Origin of the sequence: Pseudarthrobacter sp. W1I19, from assembly GCF_030817835.1 — a bacterium.
In the GTDB taxonomy this organism is placed as follows: domain Bacteria; phylum Actinomycetota; class Actinomycetes; order Actinomycetales; family Micrococcaceae; genus Arthrobacter.
This window is the reverse complement of sequence record NZ_JAUSZR010000001.1, coordinates 255,961-276,907: the sequence shown is the minus strand read 5'-3', so window position 1 is coordinate 276,907 and position 20,947 is coordinate 255,961. Positions and strand designations below refer to the sequence as shown.

General features: G+C 64.7%; 18 protein-coding genes and 1 pseudogene. 14 read left to right on the top strand and 5 right to left on the bottom strand.

All coding sequences use genetic code 11. The features are described from left to right. Positions 1 to 207 precede the first annotated feature (207 nt). From QF038_RS01240 to QF038_RS22260, 3 genes and pseudogenes are all read left to right on the top strand, one after another. On the top strand, positions 208 to 534 hold the full coding sequence (locus QF038_RS01240; RefSeq protein ID WP_307607955.1) for a hypothetical protein: 327 nt from the start codon (positions 208 to 210) through the stop codon (positions 532 to 534). Continuing rightward, positions 531 to 1,859 carry an IS256 family transposase gene (locus QF038_RS01235; RefSeq protein ID WP_307607954.1) on the top strand — a complete coding sequence of 443 codons (1,329 nt, stop codon included), beginning with the start codon at positions 531 to 533 and terminating at the stop codon, positions 1,857 to 1,859. Before QF038_RS01240 ends, QF038_RS01235 begins: the two co-directional genes overlap by 4 nt. A gap of 19 nt (positions 1,860 to 1,878) precedes the next feature. After that, positions 1,879 to 3,600 (top strand): annotated as a pseudogene (locus QF038_RS22260) (DUF222 domain-containing protein); the annotation flags it as partial. Between the two features lie 68 nt (positions 3,601 to 3,668). Here QF038_RS22260 and QF038_RS01225 read toward each other — a convergent pair. The 3 genes from QF038_RS01225 to QF038_RS01215 form a co-directional block, all read right to left on the bottom strand. Continuing rightward, complete coding sequence (locus QF038_RS01225) at positions 3,669 to 4,571, bottom strand: Rieske 2Fe-2S domain-containing protein (protein WP_307607953.1); 903 nt, start codon at positions 4,569 to 4,571, stop codon at positions 3,669 to 3,671. A 178-nt stretch (positions 4,572 to 4,749) separates the two neighbouring features. Next, positions 4,750 to 5,049 carry a putative quinol monooxygenase gene (locus QF038_RS01220; protein ID WP_307607952.1) on the bottom strand — a complete coding sequence of 100 codons (300 nt, stop codon included), beginning with the start codon at positions 5,047 to 5,049 and terminating at the stop codon, positions 4,750 to 4,752. A gap of 39 nt (positions 5,050 to 5,088) precedes the next feature. Then, on the bottom strand, positions 5,089 to 6,543 hold the full coding sequence (locus tag QF038_RS01215) for a cation:dicarboxylate symporter family transporter (RefSeq protein WP_307607950.1): 1,455 nt from the start codon (positions 6,541 to 6,543) through the stop codon (positions 5,089 to 5,091). A gap of 275 nt (positions 6,544 to 6,818) precedes the next feature. Here QF038_RS01215 and QF038_RS01210 point away from each other — a divergent pair, with 275 nt between their 5' ends. Beyond that, positions 6,819 to 7,232, top strand: a complete 414-nt coding sequence (locus QF038_RS01210) for an Hsp20/alpha crystallin family protein (protein WP_307607948.1) — start codon at positions 6,819 to 6,821, stop codon at positions 7,230 to 7,232. A gap of 144 nt (positions 7,233 to 7,376) precedes the next feature. Next, positions 7,377 to 9,581 (top strand): glycogen debranching protein GlgX, encoded by a 2,205-nt coding sequence (gene glgX, locus QF038_RS01205; RefSeq protein WP_307607946.1) that lies wholly within the window; start codon positions 7,377 to 7,379, stop codon positions 9,579 to 9,581. A 16-nt stretch (positions 9,582 to 9,597) separates the two neighbouring features. Here the strand turns inward: glgX and QF038_RS01200 are convergent, their stop codons facing one another. Next, positions 9,598 to 9,996: a cupin domain-containing protein gene (locus QF038_RS01200; RefSeq protein WP_307607944.1), complete on the bottom strand. Its 399-nt coding sequence runs from the start codon at positions 9,994 to 9,996 to the stop codon at positions 9,598 to 9,600. Positions 9,997 to 10,344: 348 nt separating this feature from the next. Between QF038_RS01200 and QF038_RS01195 the strand changes: the two genes are divergently transcribed. The 7 genes from QF038_RS01195 (at position 10,345) to bcp (ending at position 17,909) form a co-directional block, all read left to right on the top strand. Next, positions 10,345 to 11,145, top strand: coding sequence for a hydroxypyruvate isomerase family protein (locus tag QF038_RS01195; RefSeq protein WP_307607942.1), 801 nt, complete (start codon positions 10,345 to 10,347; stop codon positions 11,143 to 11,145). A 100-nt stretch (positions 11,146 to 11,245) separates the two neighbouring features. After that, positions 11,246 to 12,124, top strand: coding sequence for a 2-hydroxy-3-oxopropionate reductase (locus QF038_RS01190; protein ID WP_307607940.1), 879 nt, complete (start codon positions 11,246 to 11,248; stop codon positions 12,122 to 12,124). A 170-nt stretch (positions 12,125 to 12,294) separates the two neighbouring features. After that, positions 12,295 to 14,073 carry a glyoxylate carboligase gene (gcl, locus tag QF038_RS01185; protein WP_307607938.1) on the top strand — a complete coding sequence of 593 codons (1,779 nt, stop codon included), beginning with the start codon at positions 12,295 to 12,297 and terminating at the stop codon, positions 14,071 to 14,073. A gap of 73 nt (positions 14,074 to 14,146) precedes the next feature. Beyond that, positions 14,147 to 15,346: a glycerate kinase gene (locus QF038_RS01180; protein ID WP_307607936.1), complete on the top strand. Its 1,200-nt coding sequence runs from the start codon at positions 14,147 to 14,149 to the stop codon at positions 15,344 to 15,346. Then, positions 15,339 to 16,682 carry an allantoinase AllB gene (gene allB, locus QF038_RS01175; RefSeq protein ID WP_307607934.1) on the top strand — a complete coding sequence of 448 codons (1,344 nt, stop codon included), beginning with the start codon at positions 15,339 to 15,341 and terminating at the stop codon, positions 16,680 to 16,682. Before QF038_RS01180 ends, allB begins: the two co-directional genes overlap by 8 nt. Positions 16,683 to 16,691: 9 nt before the next feature. Next, a complete protein-coding gene (locus QF038_RS01170) occupies positions 16,692 to 17,348 on the top strand; it encodes a winged helix-turn-helix domain-containing protein (protein WP_307607932.1) in 657 nt (218 codons plus the stop codon). Positions 17,349 to 17,429: 81 nt separating this feature from the next. Continuing rightward, positions 17,430 to 17,909 (top strand): thioredoxin-dependent thiol peroxidase, encoded by a 480-nt coding sequence (bcp, locus tag QF038_RS01165; RefSeq protein ID WP_307607930.1) that lies wholly within the window; start codon positions 17,430 to 17,432, stop codon positions 17,907 to 17,909. A 178-nt stretch (positions 17,910 to 18,087) separates the two neighbouring features. Here the strand turns inward: bcp and QF038_RS01160 are convergent, their stop codons facing one another. Continuing rightward, positions 18,088 to 19,575 carry an MFS transporter gene (locus QF038_RS01160; protein WP_307607928.1) on the bottom strand — a complete coding sequence of 496 codons (1,488 nt, stop codon included), beginning with the start codon at positions 19,573 to 19,575 and terminating at the stop codon, positions 18,088 to 18,090. Between the two features lie 151 nt (positions 19,576 to 19,726). Here QF038_RS01160 and QF038_RS01155 point away from each other — a divergent pair, with 151 nt between their 5' ends. Beyond that, a complete protein-coding gene (locus QF038_RS01155; protein ID WP_307607926.1) occupies positions 19,727 to 20,218 on the top strand; it encodes a hypothetical protein in 492 nt (163 codons plus the stop codon). A gap of 92 nt (positions 20,219 to 20,310) precedes the next feature. After that, the gene (locus QF038_RS01150; protein WP_307607924.1) at positions 20,311 to 20,886 is read left to right on the top strand and encodes a GNAT family N-acetyltransferase; all 576 of its coding nucleotides are present in this window, start codon (positions 20,311 to 20,313) and stop codon (positions 20,884 to 20,886) included. Positions 20,887 to 20,947: the final 61 nt, after the last annotated feature.

The following is a 20,947-nucleotide window of genomic DNA, read 5'->3' as shown; positions in this document are numbered from 1 at the left end:
CTGATCCTGTCCGCCCGCCGGCAGCACCTGGACCCAAGCCCGCCCGCATTGTCAGACCCCCATTAGATGATTCTTATATGGGAAAACGGTGCGGGTACGGCAGGCGGGGCGGTACATCCGGCTCCGCTGCTTCCTGCCTCGCCCCCTGCTCCTGTACCCCCGCCAGCCGTATCTGGAGCTGGGCGCGCCAGAATTGTCGGTGCTTCGATGGATGATGTTGGTATGGGAAACGGCGCGGGCACGGCAGCAGCGATGGAGGGCATTCACGCGTCCATCCCCCGGCTTGATGCACTGTTCCTCGAAGATGACCGGCTCGAAACTGACACTGCTAACGGGTCCAGTCCGAAGGCTGATGTGGATGTGTTGCAACGCCGTTATGAGATCCGGTTGGAGCGCTTGGCGGTAGAGAAGCAACTGGAGGCCCAGATCTCCGGCGTCAAAGCCCGGGACGCGGCCGAGGCCATGGGGGTGTCAGATTGTTTGTGTAGGAGGGATGTAGCCAGCGGGGTGATTGGAGAATCATTGTGGCTATGACTGAGCGCCGTGAAGTGCTTCCGGATGAGCTGGCACGCAGAGCCTTTGATGAGCTGATGGAGCAAATAGATGCCGGCAAGCTTGAACTTGATGGCAAGGACGGCTTCATCCAGCAACTGATCAAGGCCTCGCTCGAACGCGGGCTGCAGGCCGAGCTGACTGGGCATCTGGGATATGACAAGGGTGATCCCATCGGACGGTTCCTGCCAAATTCACGAAACGGCTCTTATGCCAAGACCTTGGGGACCTCGGCCGGAGACGTGGAATTGGCAGTTCCCCGGGACCGTGAGGGCTCATTCAGTCCGCAGTTGGTCCCAAAAGGGGCACGGCGGACGACAGGGCTCGATGACATGATCGTCAGCCTTTACGCCGGCGGAATGACAGTGCGGGACATCGCCCATCATCTGGAGTCCACCCTTGGAACTGAGCTGTCTCAAGAGACCATCTCGAAGATCACCGACGAAGTCCTCGATGAAGTGCTGGAATGGCAGAAACGCCCGCTGGATCCGATCTACCCGATCCTCTACCTGGATGCCATCGTCATCAAAGTCCGCGATGGGCACCAGGTCCAGAACCGTGCCGCGCACATTGCCGTGGGCGTGGACATGGAAGGCATCAAACACGTCCTGGGCATTTGGGTTGAGGCCAGCGAAGGCGCGAAATTCTGGGCAGGGGTCTGCGCTGAGCTGGCCAACCGCGGCGTTAAGGATGTGCTGATCGTCTGCTGCGACGGGCTCACCGGCTTTCCCGAAGCGATCGCGGCGACATGGCCAGGGGCGATGGTGCAGACCTGCGTGGTCCATCTGATCCGCGCCTCGATGCGTTTTATCGGCTACCAGGACCGCAAGAAGGTCGCAGCTGCCCTCAGGCCGATCTATACCGCTCCAACGGCCGAGGCGGCCGAGGACGAACTTGACGCTTTCGAGGCCTCCGAGCTCGGAAAGAAATACCCTGCCACGGTCCGGACCTGGCGCAATGGCTGGGAGAAATTCATCCCGTTCCTGGCATTCCCGCCGCCGGTCAGACGGATCATTTACACGACCAACGCCATCGAATCACTCAACTACCAACTCCGGAAGATCATCAAGAACCGCGGCCACTTCCCCAATGACCAAGCCGCCGTGAAACTGCTCTGGCTCGCTATCTGCAACATCGAAGACAAACGCGCCAGGGAACGGGCCAGAGTTGACCGCAAGACCCGCGAGAACCGCGCCAAGACGGTCGAAAAACTCATCGAGGGAACCTTCACCCAAGGCTGGAGCGAAGCACTCGGGGTCCTCGTCCTCAACTACCCAGACCGAATCGGTCCCTACCTCAACCGATAAAGCAACAGCCCTCTTACACAAACAACTTGACAGGCTCGAGGCCATCGACATCCAGCACGCGATGACCCGGCCGGAAGCACCCGTTCACGAACGAACCTACGCCGAGATGTCCGCGGTCGAGGAAATCGCCGGGGTCCTAACCATCAGCTCCCCCGCCGCCGGAGCACTCATCACCCAATCCCGCCAACTCACCGCCCTGCCACCAGCCATGGACGCCCTCGCAGCTGGAACCATCTCCTGGCAGCACGCCAAAATCATCGCCGACGAAACCGACAGCCTCAGCCCCACCGGCGCCGCCGCCCTCGTAGAACACGTCCTGAACCCCAACCCGGCCCGGGAAGCCGCCGCCGGCGAACTCGTACCCTCACGCTTCCGCACCCGGGTCTGTAACTGGCGCGAACGCCACCACCCCGAATCCCTCGAAAAACGCCACACCAAAAGCGCCGCCGACCGGCGGATGGAATGCACCCCGGACCGCGACGGCATGGCCTGGCTCTCCCTCTACCTCCCCGCACACCAGGCCTCAGCCATCTGGAACCGCACCACCGCCCTCGCCCGCGGCCTCCAAAGCCCCGACGAACCCCGGACCATCACCCAACTCCGCCCCGACATCGCCGCCAGCCTCCTCCTCCGCGCCGGACCAGCCCTCACCCGCACCAACGGACCCAGCACAGGACAAAACACCACAAGCGAAGGAAACCTGGGTAAAGGCAACACGAGTCAAAGCAACACAGGCCAGGGCATCACGGGTGAAGGCAATGCGGTAACCATCGAAGGTGGCGACCAGGACACCATCGGGCTGGCCTCGCTCGCGCCGGCTGACGTCAATGACTCGATTACCGCCGCCGCCACCACCGCGACCACCGGCGCCGCCGGTCATGAGGCTCCCGGCACCGCCGACCACGAGGCTACCGGCGGCAACGGGTACGCGGATCTCGGCAACGTCCCGGTACCCAAGGCGGACGTCCTCGTCACCGTCCCGGTGGTCTCCCTTCTGGGCGTCACCGACGAACCCGCCATGCTCGACGGCCACGGTCCAATCCCCGCCTCCATGGCCCGCAAACTCGTCGCCGACGGTGCCAGCTCCTTCTACCGGGTGCTCGTGGATCCCCGGAACGGCGCACCCCTGGAAATCGGCCGGACCAGCTACCGGCTCACCAAAGCCATGAAAAAAGCCCTGCAGCTCAGGGACGGAAAATGCACCTTCCCCGGCTGCAACAACCGAACTTTGGACAACGACACCGACCACCTCACAGCGTGGCAACACGGCGGCGCCACCGCGCTCAGCAACCTTGCCCAACTCTGCCCAAAGCACCACCGCCTTAAACACGCCACCCCCTGGGAACCCACGCCAGCTACCAAAACCGAATCACCCGGCTGGACCTCACCCACCGGCCGCCACTACAAAGCCGAACAACCCGACTGGGAACCACCACAATGGCCACCCGGCCTCCTGACCCTCGCAGCGGAAACGACTGGACTCCCAGTGGATGCTCCGGAAACACCCAGGCCTTTAACCCGGGCAAGCGATACGCCCGGACTCCTGTCCCATGCAACGGAAACACCCGGATTCCTGGACGTTGACCCACCCTTTGAAGAGCCAGTCGACGACAACCTTGAGGATCCCCATGACTTTTCGCCCGACGATCCCATCTGGGATGACTTCTACGCCCACCCTCCGAAACTGCCCCAAGACCCACTCAAAGCGTGGGAGCGGGAGTGGGACATGGTGAAGTCCTGAAGCTGTCGGCAATCTAAAGTCGTTCGAAGTCCGGAGCCGCTTCTGAAACCTCAGCCCCGCAGAAACGGTCAGTCAGCGCCGGGAAGGTTCACTTCCACGAGCCCACCCGTGACGCGGGTTTCGAACCGCGGCTGCCTGGACGTGGCCGGGCCGGCCTGCACTTCGCCGGACCGAAGCGAGAACGTGCTGCCATGCCAGGGACAAACAACACAGGGTTCGCCGCCACCGCCAACTGATCCACCTGTCACGTTGCCGCCCTTGAGCTTGCCCTCGTGCAGCGGTCCGGAGAGGTGGCTGCAGACGTCGGACAACACGTTGACTGTTTCTCCCTCCCGGAACACCAACAGCGGAAGTCCGGCCACTACGCGCTGGTGAAGCTTGCCCTCCGGCAGGTCCTCCAGTGGTGCCAGTGGTTGCCATCCGCTCGGGAAGCGGTGGGGAACGTCCTCGGTGTGGTTCACGCCGGCGGCCTGCCGGTAGCTGAGGTGGCCACCCAGGAAACCGCCGAAGCTGACTGCCCCCAGGCCCAGATAGGCGAGCGCTTTGCCGGCGCCGTTCCGCCCCTGGGCACGCGCAACCAGTGAGGCGGTGTACAGGCTGACGGCTGTGATGTTGGCTGTTGCGTGAACCAGCCCCACCCGCTGCTGCTGGCTGTGCAGCTGCGACCAATCCATGAAACCCGCCACCGCGGAGGGCACGGCAGAGGCACTGCCCACACCGATCAGTAGCGTTGCAGCCTTGTCGTTCCCCGGGAGCGCATCAAGCACCGCAGCAGAAATCCATGCCCCCAGCGGAACCTGGACTGCCAGCGGATGAACCGGATGCCCGATAGGCACTCCGTGCAGGATGTCCCGGGCCCACTGCGGCCGGATCGTTCGTTTGACGAACTTCCGGACCTTCTTGGCCAGGGGATCCAGCCAGTCGGCATCTTCCAGGCGGGCAACAAGCTCAAGTGCAGGCAGCGGTTTCATGTGTCTCCCTTACCCCGTTCGTCGGTCTGCATTCGGTGCATGCAGTCGATGGTGTGCAGTCGATATCGTCCAGCCGATAAATCCAGCCGATAGGTCCAGCCGATGCCGGTCAGCCTAGCCGTTGGAAGGCAGCAGGCACAGGGGTAGGCAAAGCCGATCGGGGTGGCAGAAGCGCAGGTCAGCGGAGCGGGGACCCCACCACAGTAAACCGGCTGCCACCCATGTTGCCCGACAGCAGTGGCATCGCCTCGGCAATGGCTGCCCGGGCACTGTCCAGCTGCAATGACGTGCGGTGCGCCTCCGGCGATTCCCACAGTTCGCACACAAACACCGTGTCGGGCACTTCGTCATTCACGCCCACTTCGTACAGCAGGCATCCGGCCTCTTTCAGCCCCCGCATGGGCCGTAGGAGGATGGACACCACGGCGTCCCGATGACCGGGCTTGGTTCCGACGGTTCCCACATTCGCAAAGGTCATGGGGACAGTGTCCGGCACGGGAAGGACAAAACGCGGAATCTACCGCACCACCCTCGTGGGCGCTGCACTCATTTGACCAACCGCTGCTGAAGGTTCGACGACGGGCCCCGAGGCAATGCCGGTCGGCACTTGGGTGCCGGTCCCCTCGCCGGCCGCGTCCGCCGTCGTGCTGTCACCCTCAGGCGCGCCCTCACCCGCAAAGGCACGGACCATGGCGGCGCGGTCGAACTGGCCCTCCCACTTGGCCACCACGAACGTGGCCACGCAGTTGCCCAGCAGGTTCACCACCACACGCATGGAGTCCATCAGCCGGTCCGCACCCAGGAGGAGTGCGACGCCGGCCACCGGGAAGATCCCCAGGGCACCCGCGGTGGCCGAGAGCGCCAGGAACGCCGAACCCGGCACGCCGGCCATGCCCTTGGACGTCAGCATCAGGACACCCAGGGCCGCGAGCTGCTGGCCCAGGTCCAGGTTATAGCCAAAAGCCTGCGCCAGGAACAGCAGCGAAATGGAAAGGTACAGGGCGGCGCCGTCCAAGTTGAAGGAATATCCGGTGGGAACCACCAGGCCGGTCGTGGCGCGGGAACAGCCCGCATTGGTCAGCTTGGTCATAATGCGCGGGAGCACGGACTCCGTGGAGGCAGTGCCGAGTGCCAGGAGGAATTCCTCGCGGGTGTACTTCATGAACTGCCAGAGCGGCACTCGGGGATACACCCACGCCACCACAAACAGCAGTGCTATGAACACCAGGGCGGCACCGTAGCAGGCAGCGATCAGCAGGGCATAGGTGCCCAGCGATTCCAGGCCGTACTGGCCGATGATGAAGGCCATGGCCCCGAAAGCACCCACCGGCGCCACCCGCATCACCCAGGACATGATCTTGAAGAACAGCTCCAGCACCGTTTCCATCAGCGTGATCACCGGGAGGCAGCGGTCGTGCCCCACCACCACGATCGCCGCGCCGAAGAACACCGCAAAGCACAGCACCTGCAGGAGGCTGTTGTTGGCAAAGGCGCCCACCACACTGGTGGGAATGATCCCCAGGAGGAAAGCGCCCGCATCCTTCGGCGGCGCGGTGGCCGTTTTGGCGTTGAGCGCATCCTGGGAGAGGGACGCCGGATCGATGTCCAGCCCCGCACCCGGTTGGACCAGGTTCCCCACTACCAGCCCGAACACCAGGGCGAAGAGCGTGGCGGCTGTGAAATATGCGAGCGCTTTGACCCCTACTCTGCCCACGGCCTTGACGTCACTGACCGCCGCGATGCCGGTGACGATCACCAGGAAGATCAGGGGCGCGATGATCATCTTGATGAGCTGGATGAACCCGTCCCCGAGCGGCCGGAGCGCAGCGCCGATGTTGGGCCAGAATTGGCCGATCAGGATGCCTGCGAGTACCGCCACCAGGATCTGGAAAAAGAGGGATTTGTAGAGCGGTTTCCTGCCCGGCCCAATGTCCGGTTGCGGGGAAGATGCTGCGGGGGCGGTGAGGTTCATGCCAGTGCCTGTTCGTTGAGGGACGGCAAGGTGATGCCGCAGGGTCATGGGCAACGCTAGGAAGAAGATGTTTCCGGAAAGATAAATCCGTAATGCGGAAGTATTAAGTCCGCGAACGGGGGCTTGAGGGCGTAGCAAGGACACCGGATCCGGCAGAAAATAGTCCTTAAGCATGTGATCCAAACCCGCCGTTTGGGTACTTAATAAAGCGAAGTCCAGGCATGCAAGACCACCCAAACCCAAGCGCAATCAATTCATCGAAAGGAGTACTTGGGATGAACAACAACATTCTTCGGCGGACTGGCTCAGACATCACCGAACCCCTCCGGCGCTTCTTCGAGGGTGACCTGGACACCTGGCTCCGGACCGAGGAGTACCGGGATGAGGGAACGCTGGTGGTCAAGGCCGAAGTCCCCGGCATCGATCCCGAGAAGGACGTTGACATCACGCTGACTGGCGACCAGCTGCGGATCACGGTCCGGCACGAAGAGAAGTCGGAGCACAAGGGCAAAGACGGGTACCGTTCCGAATTCCGCTATGGCACCTTCTCCCGCTCCATCACCCTCCCCGGGCCCAGCGACCAAAACGACGTGAAGGCCACCTACCGGGACGGTGTCCTCGAGGTCCGCGTACCGCTGCCGGACCAGGACACCTCAGAACGCCGCAGGATCCCCATCACCAGGGGCTGAAAAGGCGACCCATAAAGGTGACGTACGACGCCGACGGCGGCCTTGCGCCGCCGTCCCGCCTCTCTCATCCCCTCGTGTCATACCCTCCAGTAAGAATGGGCACCAGTGTGGTTCGATGGTGTTTTCTTCGGGATGGAGGCGGACATGGAAGTCTGGGCGGGGAGCCCCTATCCGCTGGGTGCCACGTACGACGGCAGCGGCACGAACTTTGCCGTGTTCAGCGAAGCGGCGAGCGCGGTGTACCTGTGCTTGTTCGACGAGGACGGCTGCGAGCAGCGGATCCGCCTCGAAGCCGTTGACGCTTTCGTGTGGCACTGTTATTTGCCGCACGTCTTGCCCGGCCAACTGTACGGATACAGGATGGAGGGCGCCTACGAACCCGCCCGCGGCCTCCGCTTCAATCCAAACAAGCTGCTGCTGGATCCGTATGCAAAGGCAACCAGCGGGGACATCACCTGGGGCCAGCCGATGTTCTCCTACACCTTCGGCGATCCCGCGTCCTTCAACACCGAAGATTCGGCTCCGAACACCATGAGGTCCGTGGTGATCAGCCCGTTCTTTGACTGGCAGCACGACCGGCCGCCGCGGATCCCCTACAGCGACAGCCTGATTTACGAGGCGCACGTGAAGGGCCTGACCATGACCCACCCGGAGGTGCCTGCGCGGGAACAGGGAACGTACGCGGGCATCGCCCACCCCGCAGTCATCGAACACCTGCAGAAACTTGGCGTAACGGCGATTGAGCTGATGCCGGTGCACCAGTTTGTCCAGGACAGCACTTTGCAGGACAAGGGGCTGAGCAACTACTGGGGTTACAACACTATCGGCTTTTTCGCCCCGCACGAGGCCTACAGTTCCAGCACCAAGCCGGGGCAGCAGGTGCAGGAATTCAAGGCGATGGTCCGCTCGCTGCACGCGGCGGGAATCGAGGTGATCCTCGACGTCGTCTATAACCACACGGCCGAGGGGAACCATCTGGGGCCCACGTTGTCCTTCAAGGGCATCGACAACCAGGCGTACTACCGGCTGGTGGACCAGGACAGGCAGCACTACCTGGACTACACGGGCACCGGCAACACCATCAACGTCCGCCACCCGCATGCCCTGCAGTTGATGATGGACTCACTCCGGTACTGGGTGCTGGAGATGCACGTGGACGGGTTCCGGTTCGACCTCGCATCCGCCCTGGCCCGGGAGTTCTACGAGGTGGACCGGCTGTCCAGCTTCTTCGACCTCGTCCAGCAGGATCCCGTGGTGTCCCAGGTGAAGCTTATTGCTGAACCCTGGGACGTCGGCCCGGGCGGCTACCAGGTAGGGAACTTTCCGCCGCTCTGGACGGAATGGAACGGGAAATACCGCGACGCCGTCCGCGACTTCTGGCGCGGCGCGCCGGCCACGCTGGGCGAGTTTGCGTCCCGGCTGGCTGGCTCGGCGGACCTTTACGAGAGTTCCGGGCGCCGGCCTGTTGCATCCATCAATTTCGTCACCGCCCACGACGGCTTCACGCTGCGGGACCTGGTTTCCTACAACGCCAAGCACAACGAGGCGAACGGCGAAAACAACAACGACGGCGAATCCCACAACCGCTCGTGGAACTGCGGAGTGGAGGGTCCCACCACTGATCGCGGTGTCCTTGCGCTGCGGGCACGCCAGCAACGCAACCTGCTCGCCACGCTCCTCCTTTCGCAGGGCGTCCCCATGGTCCTGCACGGCGACGAAATGGGGCGCACCCAGCAGGGAAACAACAACGCCTACTGCCAGGACTCCCCGCTCTCATGGATCAACTGGGAGGCAGCGGACCAGCCCCTCGCCGAGTTCCTCGCGGCCGTCAGCGGGTTGCGCCGCGAGCACCCCACCTTCCGCCGCAACAGGTTTTTCGAAGGCAGGCCCGTCCGGCGCGGCATCGGCCAGCCACTGCCAGACATTGTGTGGCTGGACAAGGACGCCTCGGCCATGGTGCCGGAGGACTGGGACAATCCCCTGGCCCGGGCGCTGGGTGTTTTCTACAACGGTGAGGCCATCGGGAAGGACCACCGGGGCCGGGTCATCAACGACCACAACTTCCTGCTGTACTGCAATTCCGGGGACGAACCCGCGGTGTTCACCCTGCCCACCGTCGAATACTCTGCCAGCTGGGAACAGCTCATTGATACTGCCGGGGAGCACGCGGACACCGGCCTCCTGCATGCCGGCGGAACCGTGGAACTGGCAGCGAAATCGCTCCTGGTGCTTCGGGCCTACACCCGGCCGCCAGAGAAGCCGGACCACTCGGTATCGGCGTCGCTGGCGCTGCTGAGAGCACCGGAAGCCCCCCAGTTGCCGGGCGCACGCACCTCGGCCCAAGACTAACCGCTGCCCGCCTGACTCAGATCAGCGCGTGCATCCCAAAGCTGCGGGGCCTGCCGAGGGACGCGGCACCGAGGAACTCGACAGCGACGAACGGCTCTTCCCCCACTACCCACTCGTCATGGCCGGGAGGAAGCGCATAGGTGTCGTTGGCGTGGATGGTTGACCTCCCGCCGTCGTGCGTTTCAACCTCAAGCTGCCCGGAGAGGCAGTAGCCCAAGTGATGGTGCTCGCAGAAGTCGGTCAGCTCAGCAGGCTTGGCGGACACCGACCACCGCCAGCCGGGCGCGAGGATCAGCCGCGCCATTGAGTAGTCGTCAACAGTGACCAGGTCGAATTCCGCCTTGTCCGGGCAACGCTTCCTGTCTGGATCATTGAATGACTTGACGGCCAATGCTCGGATGAAATTTGCGGTCATGTGGACACACCTGTTGATCGTGGTGAGGATGCCTGGCAGCGAACCAGGCGGCGGGTTCGGATACCGACGAGCGGTGAAGTGTAAGCGAGACCTGTTGCAGTGCACGCCTTGTCCCCCGGCGCACACGCGTTTGCCGAACGTGGAGCGTATCTCTAACCGTAGCCCTACCGCCCCTGAAGTCAATGGGAGAACCCAGCCCGGACCCGCTGGCATACGCCCCCTTGACTACCCCACCCCTCCTTCCCTACACTTTTCATAAAGCAGAATCTAAATTCCACAAAGCGGAAACGGTACTGAACCGGGGACGCAGGGGAAGATAGATCAAAGCCCTCCTTGGAAGGACCTACGATGACGTACACAGTGAACTGCTCCATCCTCCTCACGGAGCTGCCCCTGCTCGAGCGCCCCGCCGCAGCCAAGGCAGCCGGCTTTGACGCTGTCGAATTCTGGTGGCCCTTCGAAAGCTCCGTTCCTACTGACGCTCAGGTGACCGAATTTGAGAACGCCATCAAGGACGCGGGCGTGCAGCTCACGGGCCTGAACTTCAACGCCGGCAACATGCCCGGAGGCGACCGGGGCCTGGTGTCCTGGAAGGGGCGCGAGTCCGAATTCAAGGACAACATCGATGTAGTCGCCGGCATCGGCGAGCGCCTCGGCTGTAAGGCCTTCAACGCTCTCTACGGCAACCGCCAGGACGGCTCCACGCCCGAAGAGCAGGACGAAGTCGCGGTCAAGAACCTCGCAGCGGCGGCAGAAGGCGTCGCCCGGATCGGCGGCATTGTCCTCCTCGAACCTGTCAGCGGCGCACCTAAGTACCCGCTCCTCACCGCTGACGACGCACTCAAGGTCATCGCCCGTGTGAAGGCGGAGGCCGGCGTCGGGAACGTCAAGCTCCTCGCGGACTTCTACCACCTGTCCGTGAACGGTGACGACGTCGAATCCGTCATCGAAAACCACGCCAAGGACTTCGGCCACATCCAGATTGCCGACAACCCCGGCCGCGGAGCACCCGGAACCGGCACCCTCCCGCTCGGCGAATGGATCGCCCGCAGCCGCGAACTCGGCTACGAGGGCTACATCGGACTCGAGTACAAGGAACCGCAGGAAACGGCATTCAGCTGGGCCATCCGCCAGCGGGTCGCCCAGTAGCCCGGTTTCGACAAGCTCAACCACCGGTGATTGAGCCTGTCGAAATCCAGGTTTCAAGGTTTCGCTCCCCACTCCACAGACTTTCAGTAAAGGAAACACAATGAGCAACGTTGCAGTTATCGGACTCGGAATCATGGGCCTGCCCATGGCCATCAACCTGGTCAAGGCCGGCCACACCGTCACCGGCTTCAACCGCAGCCAGGACAAGATCGACAAGCTTGTCTCCGAAGGCGGCAAGGGCGCCACCAGCATCGCTGACGCCGTCAAGGACGCCGACGTCGTCATCACCATGGTGCCGGACTCCCCGGACGTCGAGGGCGTTGTCAGCGGCAAGGACGGCGTCTTCGCCAACGCCAAGCAGGGCACCCTGTGGATCGACGCATCCAGCATCCGCCCCGACGTCGCCAAGGGACTCTCCGACGACGCCCGCGAAGCCGGCATCCGCCCGCTCGACGCCCCCGTCTCCGGCGGCGAACAGGGCGCCATCGACGCCGCCCTCTCCATCATGGTCGGCGGCGACAAGGAAGACTTCGACGCAGCATCGGACGTCCTGAACGCCGTCGGCAAAACCATCGTCCACGTGGGCCCCTCCGGCTCCGGCCAGACCGTCAAGGCAGCCAACCAGCTCATCGTCGCAGTCAACATCGAAGTCCTCGGCGAAGCCATCGCCTTCCTCGAGGCCTACGGCGTGGACACCGACGCCGCCCTCAAGGTCCTCGGCGGCGGCCTGGCCGGCTCCAAGGTCCTGGACCAGAAGGGCCAGAAAATGCTGGACCGCAACTTCGACCCCGGCTTCCGCCTCGCCCTGCACCACAAGGACCTGGGCATCGTCACCTCCGCCGCCCGCGAAGCCAACGTCGCCGTCCCCCTCGGCGCCGTCGTCGCACAGCTCGTCGCCGCCACCGTCAACCAGGGCGACGGCGCACTGGACCACTCCGGACTCTTCAAGCAGGTCCTCCAGCTCAGCGGCCGCAAGTAACCGGTGATTGAGCCTGTCGAAATCCAGGTTTCGACAGGCTCAACCACCGAAGCGATCTAACCAGCGAACTTTTGAGGCCCTCACCAGCGGGCCTCCCTTCAGCACACCCAAAAACAGGTTTCGACGGGCTCAACCGCCGGGCCCAACCACAAGCTTTCAAGGAGCACACCATGAGCAAGATGCGTACCGTTGATGCAGCGGTTGCCATCCTGGAAAAGGAAGGCGCCATCGAGGCGTTCGGCCTGCCAGGCGCCGCAATCAACCCCTTCTATTCCGCAATGCGCGCCCACGGCGGCATCCGCCACACCCTGGCCCGCCACGTTGAAGGCGCCAGCCACATGGCCGACGGCTTCAGCCGCGCCAAGGACGGCAACATCGGCATCTGCATCGGCACGTCCGGTCCCGCCGGCACGGACATGATCACCGGCCTCTACGCCGCCTGGGCGGACTCCATCCCCATGCTCTGCATCACCGGCCAGGCCCCGGTGGCCAAGCTGCACAAGGAAGACTTCCAGGCCGTGGACATCGAGTCCATCGCCAAGCCCGTCACCAAGATGGCCATGACCATCCTGGAGCCGGGCCAGGTTCCCGGCGCCTTCCAGAAGGCCTTCCAGCTGATGCGCTCCGGCCGCCCGGGCCCGGTGCTCCTGGACCTGCCCATCGACGTGCAGCTGGCCGAGATCGAATTCGACATCGATACATACGAGCCCCTGCCCGTGGAGAAGCCCAAGGCCTCCCGCAAGCAGCTGGAAAAGGCCCTGGACATGCTGACGGCGGCCAAGCACCCGCTGATCGTTGCAGGCGGCGGCATCATCAACGCCGGCGCCTCCGCGCAGCTCGTTGAGCTGGCCGAGACCCTGAACATCCCGGTCATCCCCACCCTGATGGGCTGGGGGACCATTCCGGACGACCACCGGCTGATGGCCGGCATGGTGGGCCTGCAGACCTCGCACCGCTACGGCAACGAGAACTACCTGCAGAGCGACTTCGTGATCGGCATCGGCAACCGCTGGGCCAACCGCCACACCGGCGGCCTGGAGACCTACACGGCCGGCCGCAAGTTCGTGCACATCGACATCGAGCCCACGCAGATCGGCCGCGTGTTCTCGCCGGACCTGGGCATCGCGTCCGACGCCGGTGCGGCGCTGGCCGGGCTGGTTGAGCTCGCCAAGGAGCGCAAGGCGGCCGGGTCCCTGCCGGACTACAGCTCCTGGGTTGCTGAGTGCCAGGAGCGCAAGGCGTCCCTGCACCGCAAGACGCACTTCGAGAACATCCCCATCAAGCCGCAGCGCGTGTACGAGGAGATGAACAAGTCCTTCGGCCGCGACACCATCTACGTGTCCACCATCGGCCTGTCCCAGATCGCCGGCGCGCAGATGCTGCACGTGTTCGGCCCGCGCAAGTGGATCAACGCCGGCCAGGCCGGCCCCCTGGGCTGGACCGCCCCGGCAGCCCTCGGCGTGGTCCGCGGCAAGCCGGACGAAACCGTGGTGGCCCTCTCCGGTGACTACGATTTCCAGTTCATGATTGAGGAACTGGCCGTGGGTGCGCAGTTCAACCTCCCGTACATCCATGTGGTGGTGAACAACTCCTACCTGGGCCTGATCCGCCAGTCCCAGCGCGGCTTCAACATGGAGCAGAACGTGTCCCTGGCGTTCGACAACATCAACTCCCCCGAAACCAATGGCTATGGTGTGGACCACCTGAAGGTGGCCGAGGGCCTGGGCTGCAAGGCTGTCCGCGTGGAGGACCCCAACGACCTCGCCGCAGCCTTCGACAAGGCCAAGGCACTGATGGGCGAATTCCAGGTTCCCGTGGTGGTGGAAGTGATCCTGGAGAAGATCACCAACATCTCCATGGGTGTGGAAATCAACGCCGTTAACGAGTTCGAGGAGCTGGCCGAGACCGCCGCCGACGCCCCCACCGCCATCCTGGCCCTGCAGGCCTAAACCTGCACTTCCAGACCTGCACGGCGAGAACCTGAACGCCCAGAACCTGCACGCCTAAACAAGAGAGACAGCCATGCGGATCGTCATTGCCCCGGACAAATTCAAGGGCTCCCTGTCCGCCCCGGACGTGTGCAGCCACCTGGAAAAGGGCCTGCAGCGCGGGGCGGGCGGGAACCTTGAAGTCCTCCGCATCCCGGTAGCCGACGGCGGCGAGGGCACCTTGGATGCCGCCGTTGGCTCCGGCTTCACCCGCCGCAGCGCGGTAGTGGCCGGGCCAACAGGCGAACCGGTCACCGCCGACTTCGCCGTCCGGGGCAACGAGGCAGTCATCGAAATGGCGGCTGCCTCGGGCCTGGCCCTGCTCCCCGCCGGAGCATTGGTTGGGGGACGGCCGCGCCCAACGGCGGCATGCACCGCCACCAGCCTGGGCACCGGCCAGCTCATCCGCGCCGCCCTGGATGCCGGCTGCAACCGCATCATCCTGGGTGTGGGCGGCAGCGCCAACACCGACGGCGGCGCGGGGCTCCTGCAGGGACTCGGCGCCCGGTTCCTCGACAATGAGGGCCACGAACTTCCGTCCGGTGGGGCCGCTTTGGCCCAATTGGACCGGATCGACTTCAGCGGGTTTGAACCCCGGCTGAAGGACACACGCTTTGTGCTGGCGTCCGACGTCGACAATCCCCTGCTGGGCGCCCAGGGCGCCGCGGCGATTTTCGGCCCGCAAAAGGGCGCCACACAACAGGACGTCGGCCTGCTCGACGCCGCCCTGGCCAGGTTTGTCGAAGTCCTGGCCAGGGAAATCGGATTCCGCGCCGTCAAGGCTGCCGAGGCTCCCGGCGCCGGAGCAGCCGGCGGCGTCGGCTATGCCGCCATCGCCGTGCTGGCCGCGACCCGGCGCCCGGGCATCGACGTCGTCCTCGAATTCACGGAACTGGATCAGAGGCTGACCGGCGCGGACCTGGTGATCACCGGCGAAGGCAGCCTGGACGAGCAGAGCCTGCTGGGCAAGACGCCCATGGGCGTGGCCCGCGCAGCCGCCGCCCAGGGTATTCCGGTGATCGCGGTGTGCGGCCGGACCACCCTTGGGGCTGGCCAGGCCACTGCCGCAGGGTTCGAGGATATTTATGCTTTGACCGAACTGGAAAGCAATGTAGACAGGTGCATAGCAGAGGCAGCGCAGCTTCTGGAGCAGCTGGGTACACAGATCAGCGGGCGTTTGGCAGCCAACGAACTGCCGCGGACCGCGAATACCAAGGAGGACCTCCATGTCTGAAGAACGATTTGACCTGGTCATCCGGGGCCAGCGCATTCTCACCACTGCCGGCCTGGCACCTCGCGAGGTGGGTGTCCGCAATGGCAAGATTGTGGCCCTCGAGCCGCTCGGCAACGGCCTGGCCGGCGCCGAAGTCATTGAACTCGCGGACGATGAGACACTGATTCCAGGCCTGGTGGACACCCACGTCCATGTCAACGAGCCCGGCCGCACCGAGTGGGAGGGCTTCGCCTCGGCCACCCGGGCAGCAGCCGCGGGCGGCGTCACCACCATCATCGACATGCCGCTGAACTCCGTCCCGCCCACCACCACCGTGGAAAACCTGAAGCTCAAGCGCGAGGTTGCCGAGGACCAGGCGTTCATCGACGTCGGGTTCTGGGGCGGCGCGATTCCCGGCAACAAGGCCGACCTGCGCGCTCTGCACGACGAGGGCGTGTTCGGTTTCAAGTGCTTCCTCCTGCACTCCGGCGTGGACGAGTTCCCGCACCTGGATGCGGACGAGATGGAGGAGGACATGGCCGAGCTGAAGTCCTTCGACTCCCTCATGATCGTCCATGCCGAGGACTCGCACGCCATCGACCGTGCGCCCCACCCCGGCGGCGACCACTACTCCACCTTCCTGGCCTCCCGCCCCCGCGGCGCCGAGAACAAGGCCATCGCCGAGGTGATCGAACGGGCCCGCTGGACAGGTGCGCGCGCGCACATCCTGCACCTCTCGTCGTCGGACGCGCTGCCCATGATCGCCTCTGCTAAGCGCGACGGCGTCAAGCTCACCGTGGAAACGTGCCCGCACTACCTCACGCTGATGGCGGAGGAAATCCCGGACGGCGCCACCGCCTACAAGTGCTGCCCGCCCATCCGCGAGGCCTCCAACCGGGAGCTGCTGTGGCAGGGCCTGCTGGACGGCACCATCGACTGCATCGTCTCGGACCACTCCCCCTCCACACTGGACCTGAAGGACCTGGAAAACGGCGACTTCGCCGTGGCGTGGGGCGGCGTCTCGTCGCTGCAGCTGGGCCTGTCCCTGATCTGGACCGAGGCCCGGCACCGCGGCATCCCGCTGGAGCAGGTGGTCTCCTGGATGGGCGAGAAGCCGGCAGCCCTCGCCCGGCTCTCCAACAAGGGCCAGCTGGCGCTGGGCTACGACGCCGACTTTGCCGTCTTCGCCCCCGACGAGGCCTTCGTGGTGGACGTGTCCAAGCTCAAGCACAAGAACCCCATCACCCCCTACGACGGCAAGGCACTCTCGGGCGTGGTCCGCAAGACCTTCCTGCGCGGCGCCGTGGTGGAAGGCCAGACCCCCACGGGCAAGCTGATCCGCCGCGGCGGAGTCTAGGGACGCGCCATGGCAGTGGAAGCCCACTATCCGAGGACAGGGGCACGCCCAGGGTTCGGTGCACAGAAGGCGGCTGCCCGCGGCCTCGCCGTGTGGGTGGTTCCCGCGGAAGGCACCAGCCCCGAACTGCTGGCCCGCGCCGCTGAACTGGTCCTTGCCCGGGCCCTTCAAACTGCTCCGGAGGCGGAAGTCCATTGGCCTGCCGCCGGAGCCCCCACGTCCGGGGCTTCCGCCGCGGCGGAAGGAGCCGCAGACCACTCCTCTCGCACTCCTTCCGCGGCGGAGAACCCCGGCGATACAGAGGCCGACGGCGGCACGTACCTGCCGCCGTCGGCTGGCCCTGTGAGCCGCGTCGCCGTGGACCTTGCAGCCGACCAGGTCCTGCTGGACGGCACGCCCGTGGCGCTTACCGGCGTCGAGTTCAAGGTGCTCCGGTACCTGGTGACGCACCTGTCCCGAACAGTGGGCAGGGAGGAACTCCAGGAGTTCCTCGACTCGTTCGAGACCCCAGGCGCCTCGGCCCGGTCCATCGATGTTTACGTGGGCCGGATCCGCCGGAAACTCGGCAATGCGCGGCACGCTGTGGCCACCGTCCGGGGCGGCGGCTACCGGTTTATGCCGGGCGCCTGCGCAACCGTGCGGGGTCCGGCGGAATACTGCATATGACGCCGGAGTTGTATGAGTAGGCGGGAACCCGCTTCACTTGATGTTTTGCCAGTACCTGACAAAGACTTCCAAAGGAATGCCATGAGCCAGACCCTGACCACCAAGCTTCAGCCCGGAACCCAGGCCCCTGATTTCACCCTTCAGGATGCCCAGGGCCGGCAGACTGCCTTGGCCGACTACCGTGGCAAGAACGTCATCGTGTACTTCTACCCCAAGGCCGCCACCCCCGGCTGCACCACCGAGGCCTGCGATTTCCGCGACAGCCTGGCCTCCCTGCAGGGCAAGGGCTACGAGGTCATCGGCATCTCCCCCGACGCCCCGGAGGCTCTGGCCGGCTTCACCGGCGACTTCTCCCTGACCTTCCCGCTGCTCTCCGACGAGGACCACGGCGTCGCCCTGGCCTACGGCGCCTGGGGCGAGAAGCTGGTGGACGGCGAGATCGTTGAAGGCATCGTCCGCTCCACCGTGGTGGTGGACCCCGAAGGCAAGGTCACGCTCGCCCAGTACCAGGTGCAGGCCCAGGGCCACGTGGCAGCGCTGAAGGAAGCCCTGGGAATCTAGCCCTCCTTGGTTCCCCGGACGCCTGTGTTTCCGGACGCCCCATCACCTAACACGCGTTTCCCCCGGACGCCACATCACGTCCTGCGCGTTTTCACCTGACCCTCCCGCACATCCTGCGGGAGGGCCAGGTGTTTAACGGCCGCTTCCCCCCCGGCAAGTCATCCTGCTGTTCAGGCACCTACGTGTCGCTGCCCGTCGTCGCTTTCGCCTCTGCAGCCGCCTGCACATATTCGGCCGACACCCGGCGGTACACCGGGGTCAGGAAAGCAAGCAGCGCGGCGGCCACCATGATGAGCCCGGCGATCAGGAAGACCAGGGCAATGCCACGGGAGGTGCCCTCGCCCAGCAGCGGGGCCAGCCGGGCCGCGCCGTCGGCCGACCGTGCGTAGGGAATGATCCAGAACTGGGCGATCGGCGCAATCAGGAAGGACGTGACGGGCGCCGCCGCAGACTCGAACGCCATGGCGAAGCCGAACACCCGGCCCTGCCGTGGCAGCGGCACCACCTGCTGGATGACCGTCTGCTCGGCGGCCTCCACAATGGGCACCAGCGTCAGGTACAGCCAGATCCCGACGACGTACAGCCATGCCCACTCCCGCAGGGTGAACACCGCACCGAGGACCCCCATGGCCACCACGGCAATAAGCAGGGTGCGCAGCGGGTTGGCTCCGAGGCCGAACTTGCTGATCAGCGCCCCGCCGATCAGGAATCCGCTGGAGCCGACAGCCAGGAAGATGCCCCACAATTCCACGGGGAACATCTCCAGGCCGTAGGGGTCCATCAGCGCCATGTAGACGCCGCCAATGAAGTTGTTGAACGTGGAGAACAGGATCAGGGCGAAGAGCCCTGAAATGGCCAGCACCGCGGCGTAGGAGCCGCGAAGGTCGAATCCGCCGTGCGCATCGGTGGCCGCCACGCTCGTTTCTTCAGGCATGCGAAGGGTGAGCAGGTGCGCGAAGGCGAGCGCCGTGAGCACGATTGCGACCGCAATGGTCCAGCCCATGCCCAGCAGCCCCACCGACAGCCCGGAGAGCACGGAAGTGATGAGGAACATCAGCCCCTGCACCATCCCCACCAAACCGTTGGCGTTGGCCCGCCGCTCCGGCTCGATCAGGATGGTGACGGTAGTGGACAGGGCGATATTGCGCAGGTTCTCCACCACCGCGCCGATCAGGATGACCACGGTGAAGATCCAGAACCAGGGCTGCCTCAGGTCCAGCAGCGAGCTTTCGGCTGTCAGGAGGAACATCACTCCGGACAGCACAAACATCACCAGGGTGAAACCGGCTGCGAAGCGCATCACGGCCAGCTTGCGGTAGCGGTCCACGAACGTGCCGAAGCTGATGCTGGACAGCGCGATCAGCAGCATGTACGCACCGCCCACCACGCCGGTGGCTATCACGTTGCGCGTCTCCAGGTACACCCAGAACGTCAGGGCGAACCACAGGTAGCTGGTGGTGATGTTGGCCAGGGCAGTGTTCACCAGGATCCCGGTGAAGGTCCGGGAACGTTCCGCCGGGGTGCGCAAGGATGTGTCGACGGCGTCTGGATCAGCCAGGCGCGTTGGTTCACCGTCCGTTGTCGATGTGAGGGCGTCCCCGCGGAGGCTTTCCCCGCCGTCGGGAACCGCAGCGGCCCTTCCCTGGGCCGGCTCCTGCTCGGTCATGCGTCCCAGTGTAGTGACGGCCGGCAGAAGCCGACAGGGTGGAAAAAATAGAGCCCGGGCATTTTGGATTCCGGCCAGCGCGGCCGCGCTAACGGAAACTAAGCTCGTAAGGGAGGGCATTCAGCTGGATGGAACCGCGAAAGGACAGGCCGTGGCGCAGGACTCCGCAGAAGAAGCAGTGTCCCGGATGGGCGCTGAGCAGGACGCCAGGTACAGCGCGAACCGGCAGCACTTCGAAGCCCAATCCTGGTACGAGATTGACCACCGCCTGGCACTGCTGTTGACCCCTCTTTTCAGGACGGGTGCAGACGCAACCATTGAGCTCACGGTGGTGGTTGACGGCACTGTCATCTCCGGCTCGGTAGTCTCTGAGCACGCCTGGATGCAGCGGCAGAACGACCAGATCCGCGCAGGAAGTCCGGCAGTGGCCGACGCCCTCGCCGCTGTGGAATCGAAGCGCGGGGAAGAAGCCCTGGAGACACCGGAAGAAACCGGGGCAGCCCGCCTCCAGCGTCAGGACCGGTACATACATTTCCTTGCCCCGGTGCTGCTGTCCGGCGGAGTCCATGTGCGCATGCCGGCTACCAGGGTTGACCTCCGAAAAGTGGCGGCCTGGAGCATCGGGCGGATCAGCCTCGACTGAAGGAACAGTGCTCAGGGAGAACAAGGGGTCAGGGAGAACAATGCCCGGGAAGGACAATGTCCCGGCTATACCGCAGATGACAGGATGGCGGCATGACAATCGAGGTCCGTCCGGCAACTGATTTTGAGGACGTCCGGGCGTTGGTGGGGCCGAAACGGCCGGATGCCAACGTGTGCTGGTGCCTGAGCTACCGCATCCCGTCCAAGCAGAACCAGGCGCTTCGCGGCACGGACCGTGAAGACCTGGTGAAGAAGTTGGTGGCACAGGACCCGCCGCCGGGGGTTTTAGCGTACGACGGCGGGGAGCCAGTGGGGTGGGCAGGGGTCCACCCCCGTGCGGACACCAGTTTTGCCGGCAACCGGAAGATCCCGCATGTGGACGATCTGGACGTCTGGTCAGTGTGGTGCATCCGGGTGCGGCCCGGGCATCGGGGCAAAGGCATCTCGCACCAGCTGTTGAGGGGCGCCGTGGAGATGGCGCGGAGCTATTGTGCACCTGCCATCGAGGGTTACCCCGTGGACAACAATGGGCAAAAGGTGGATCTCACCATGGCCTACGTGGGCACCCGGAAACTCTTCGAGGACGCCGGCTTCACGAAAGCGGCGGATACGGAGTCAGTACTGAATGGCTTCCCACGAATATTGATGCGGCTGGAGCTGCAACCTTAGCCGGCCTTCAAGACTCAGGAGTCAGGGCTTTTTCCACCAGCTGCCCGGCCAGCCCTCGTCA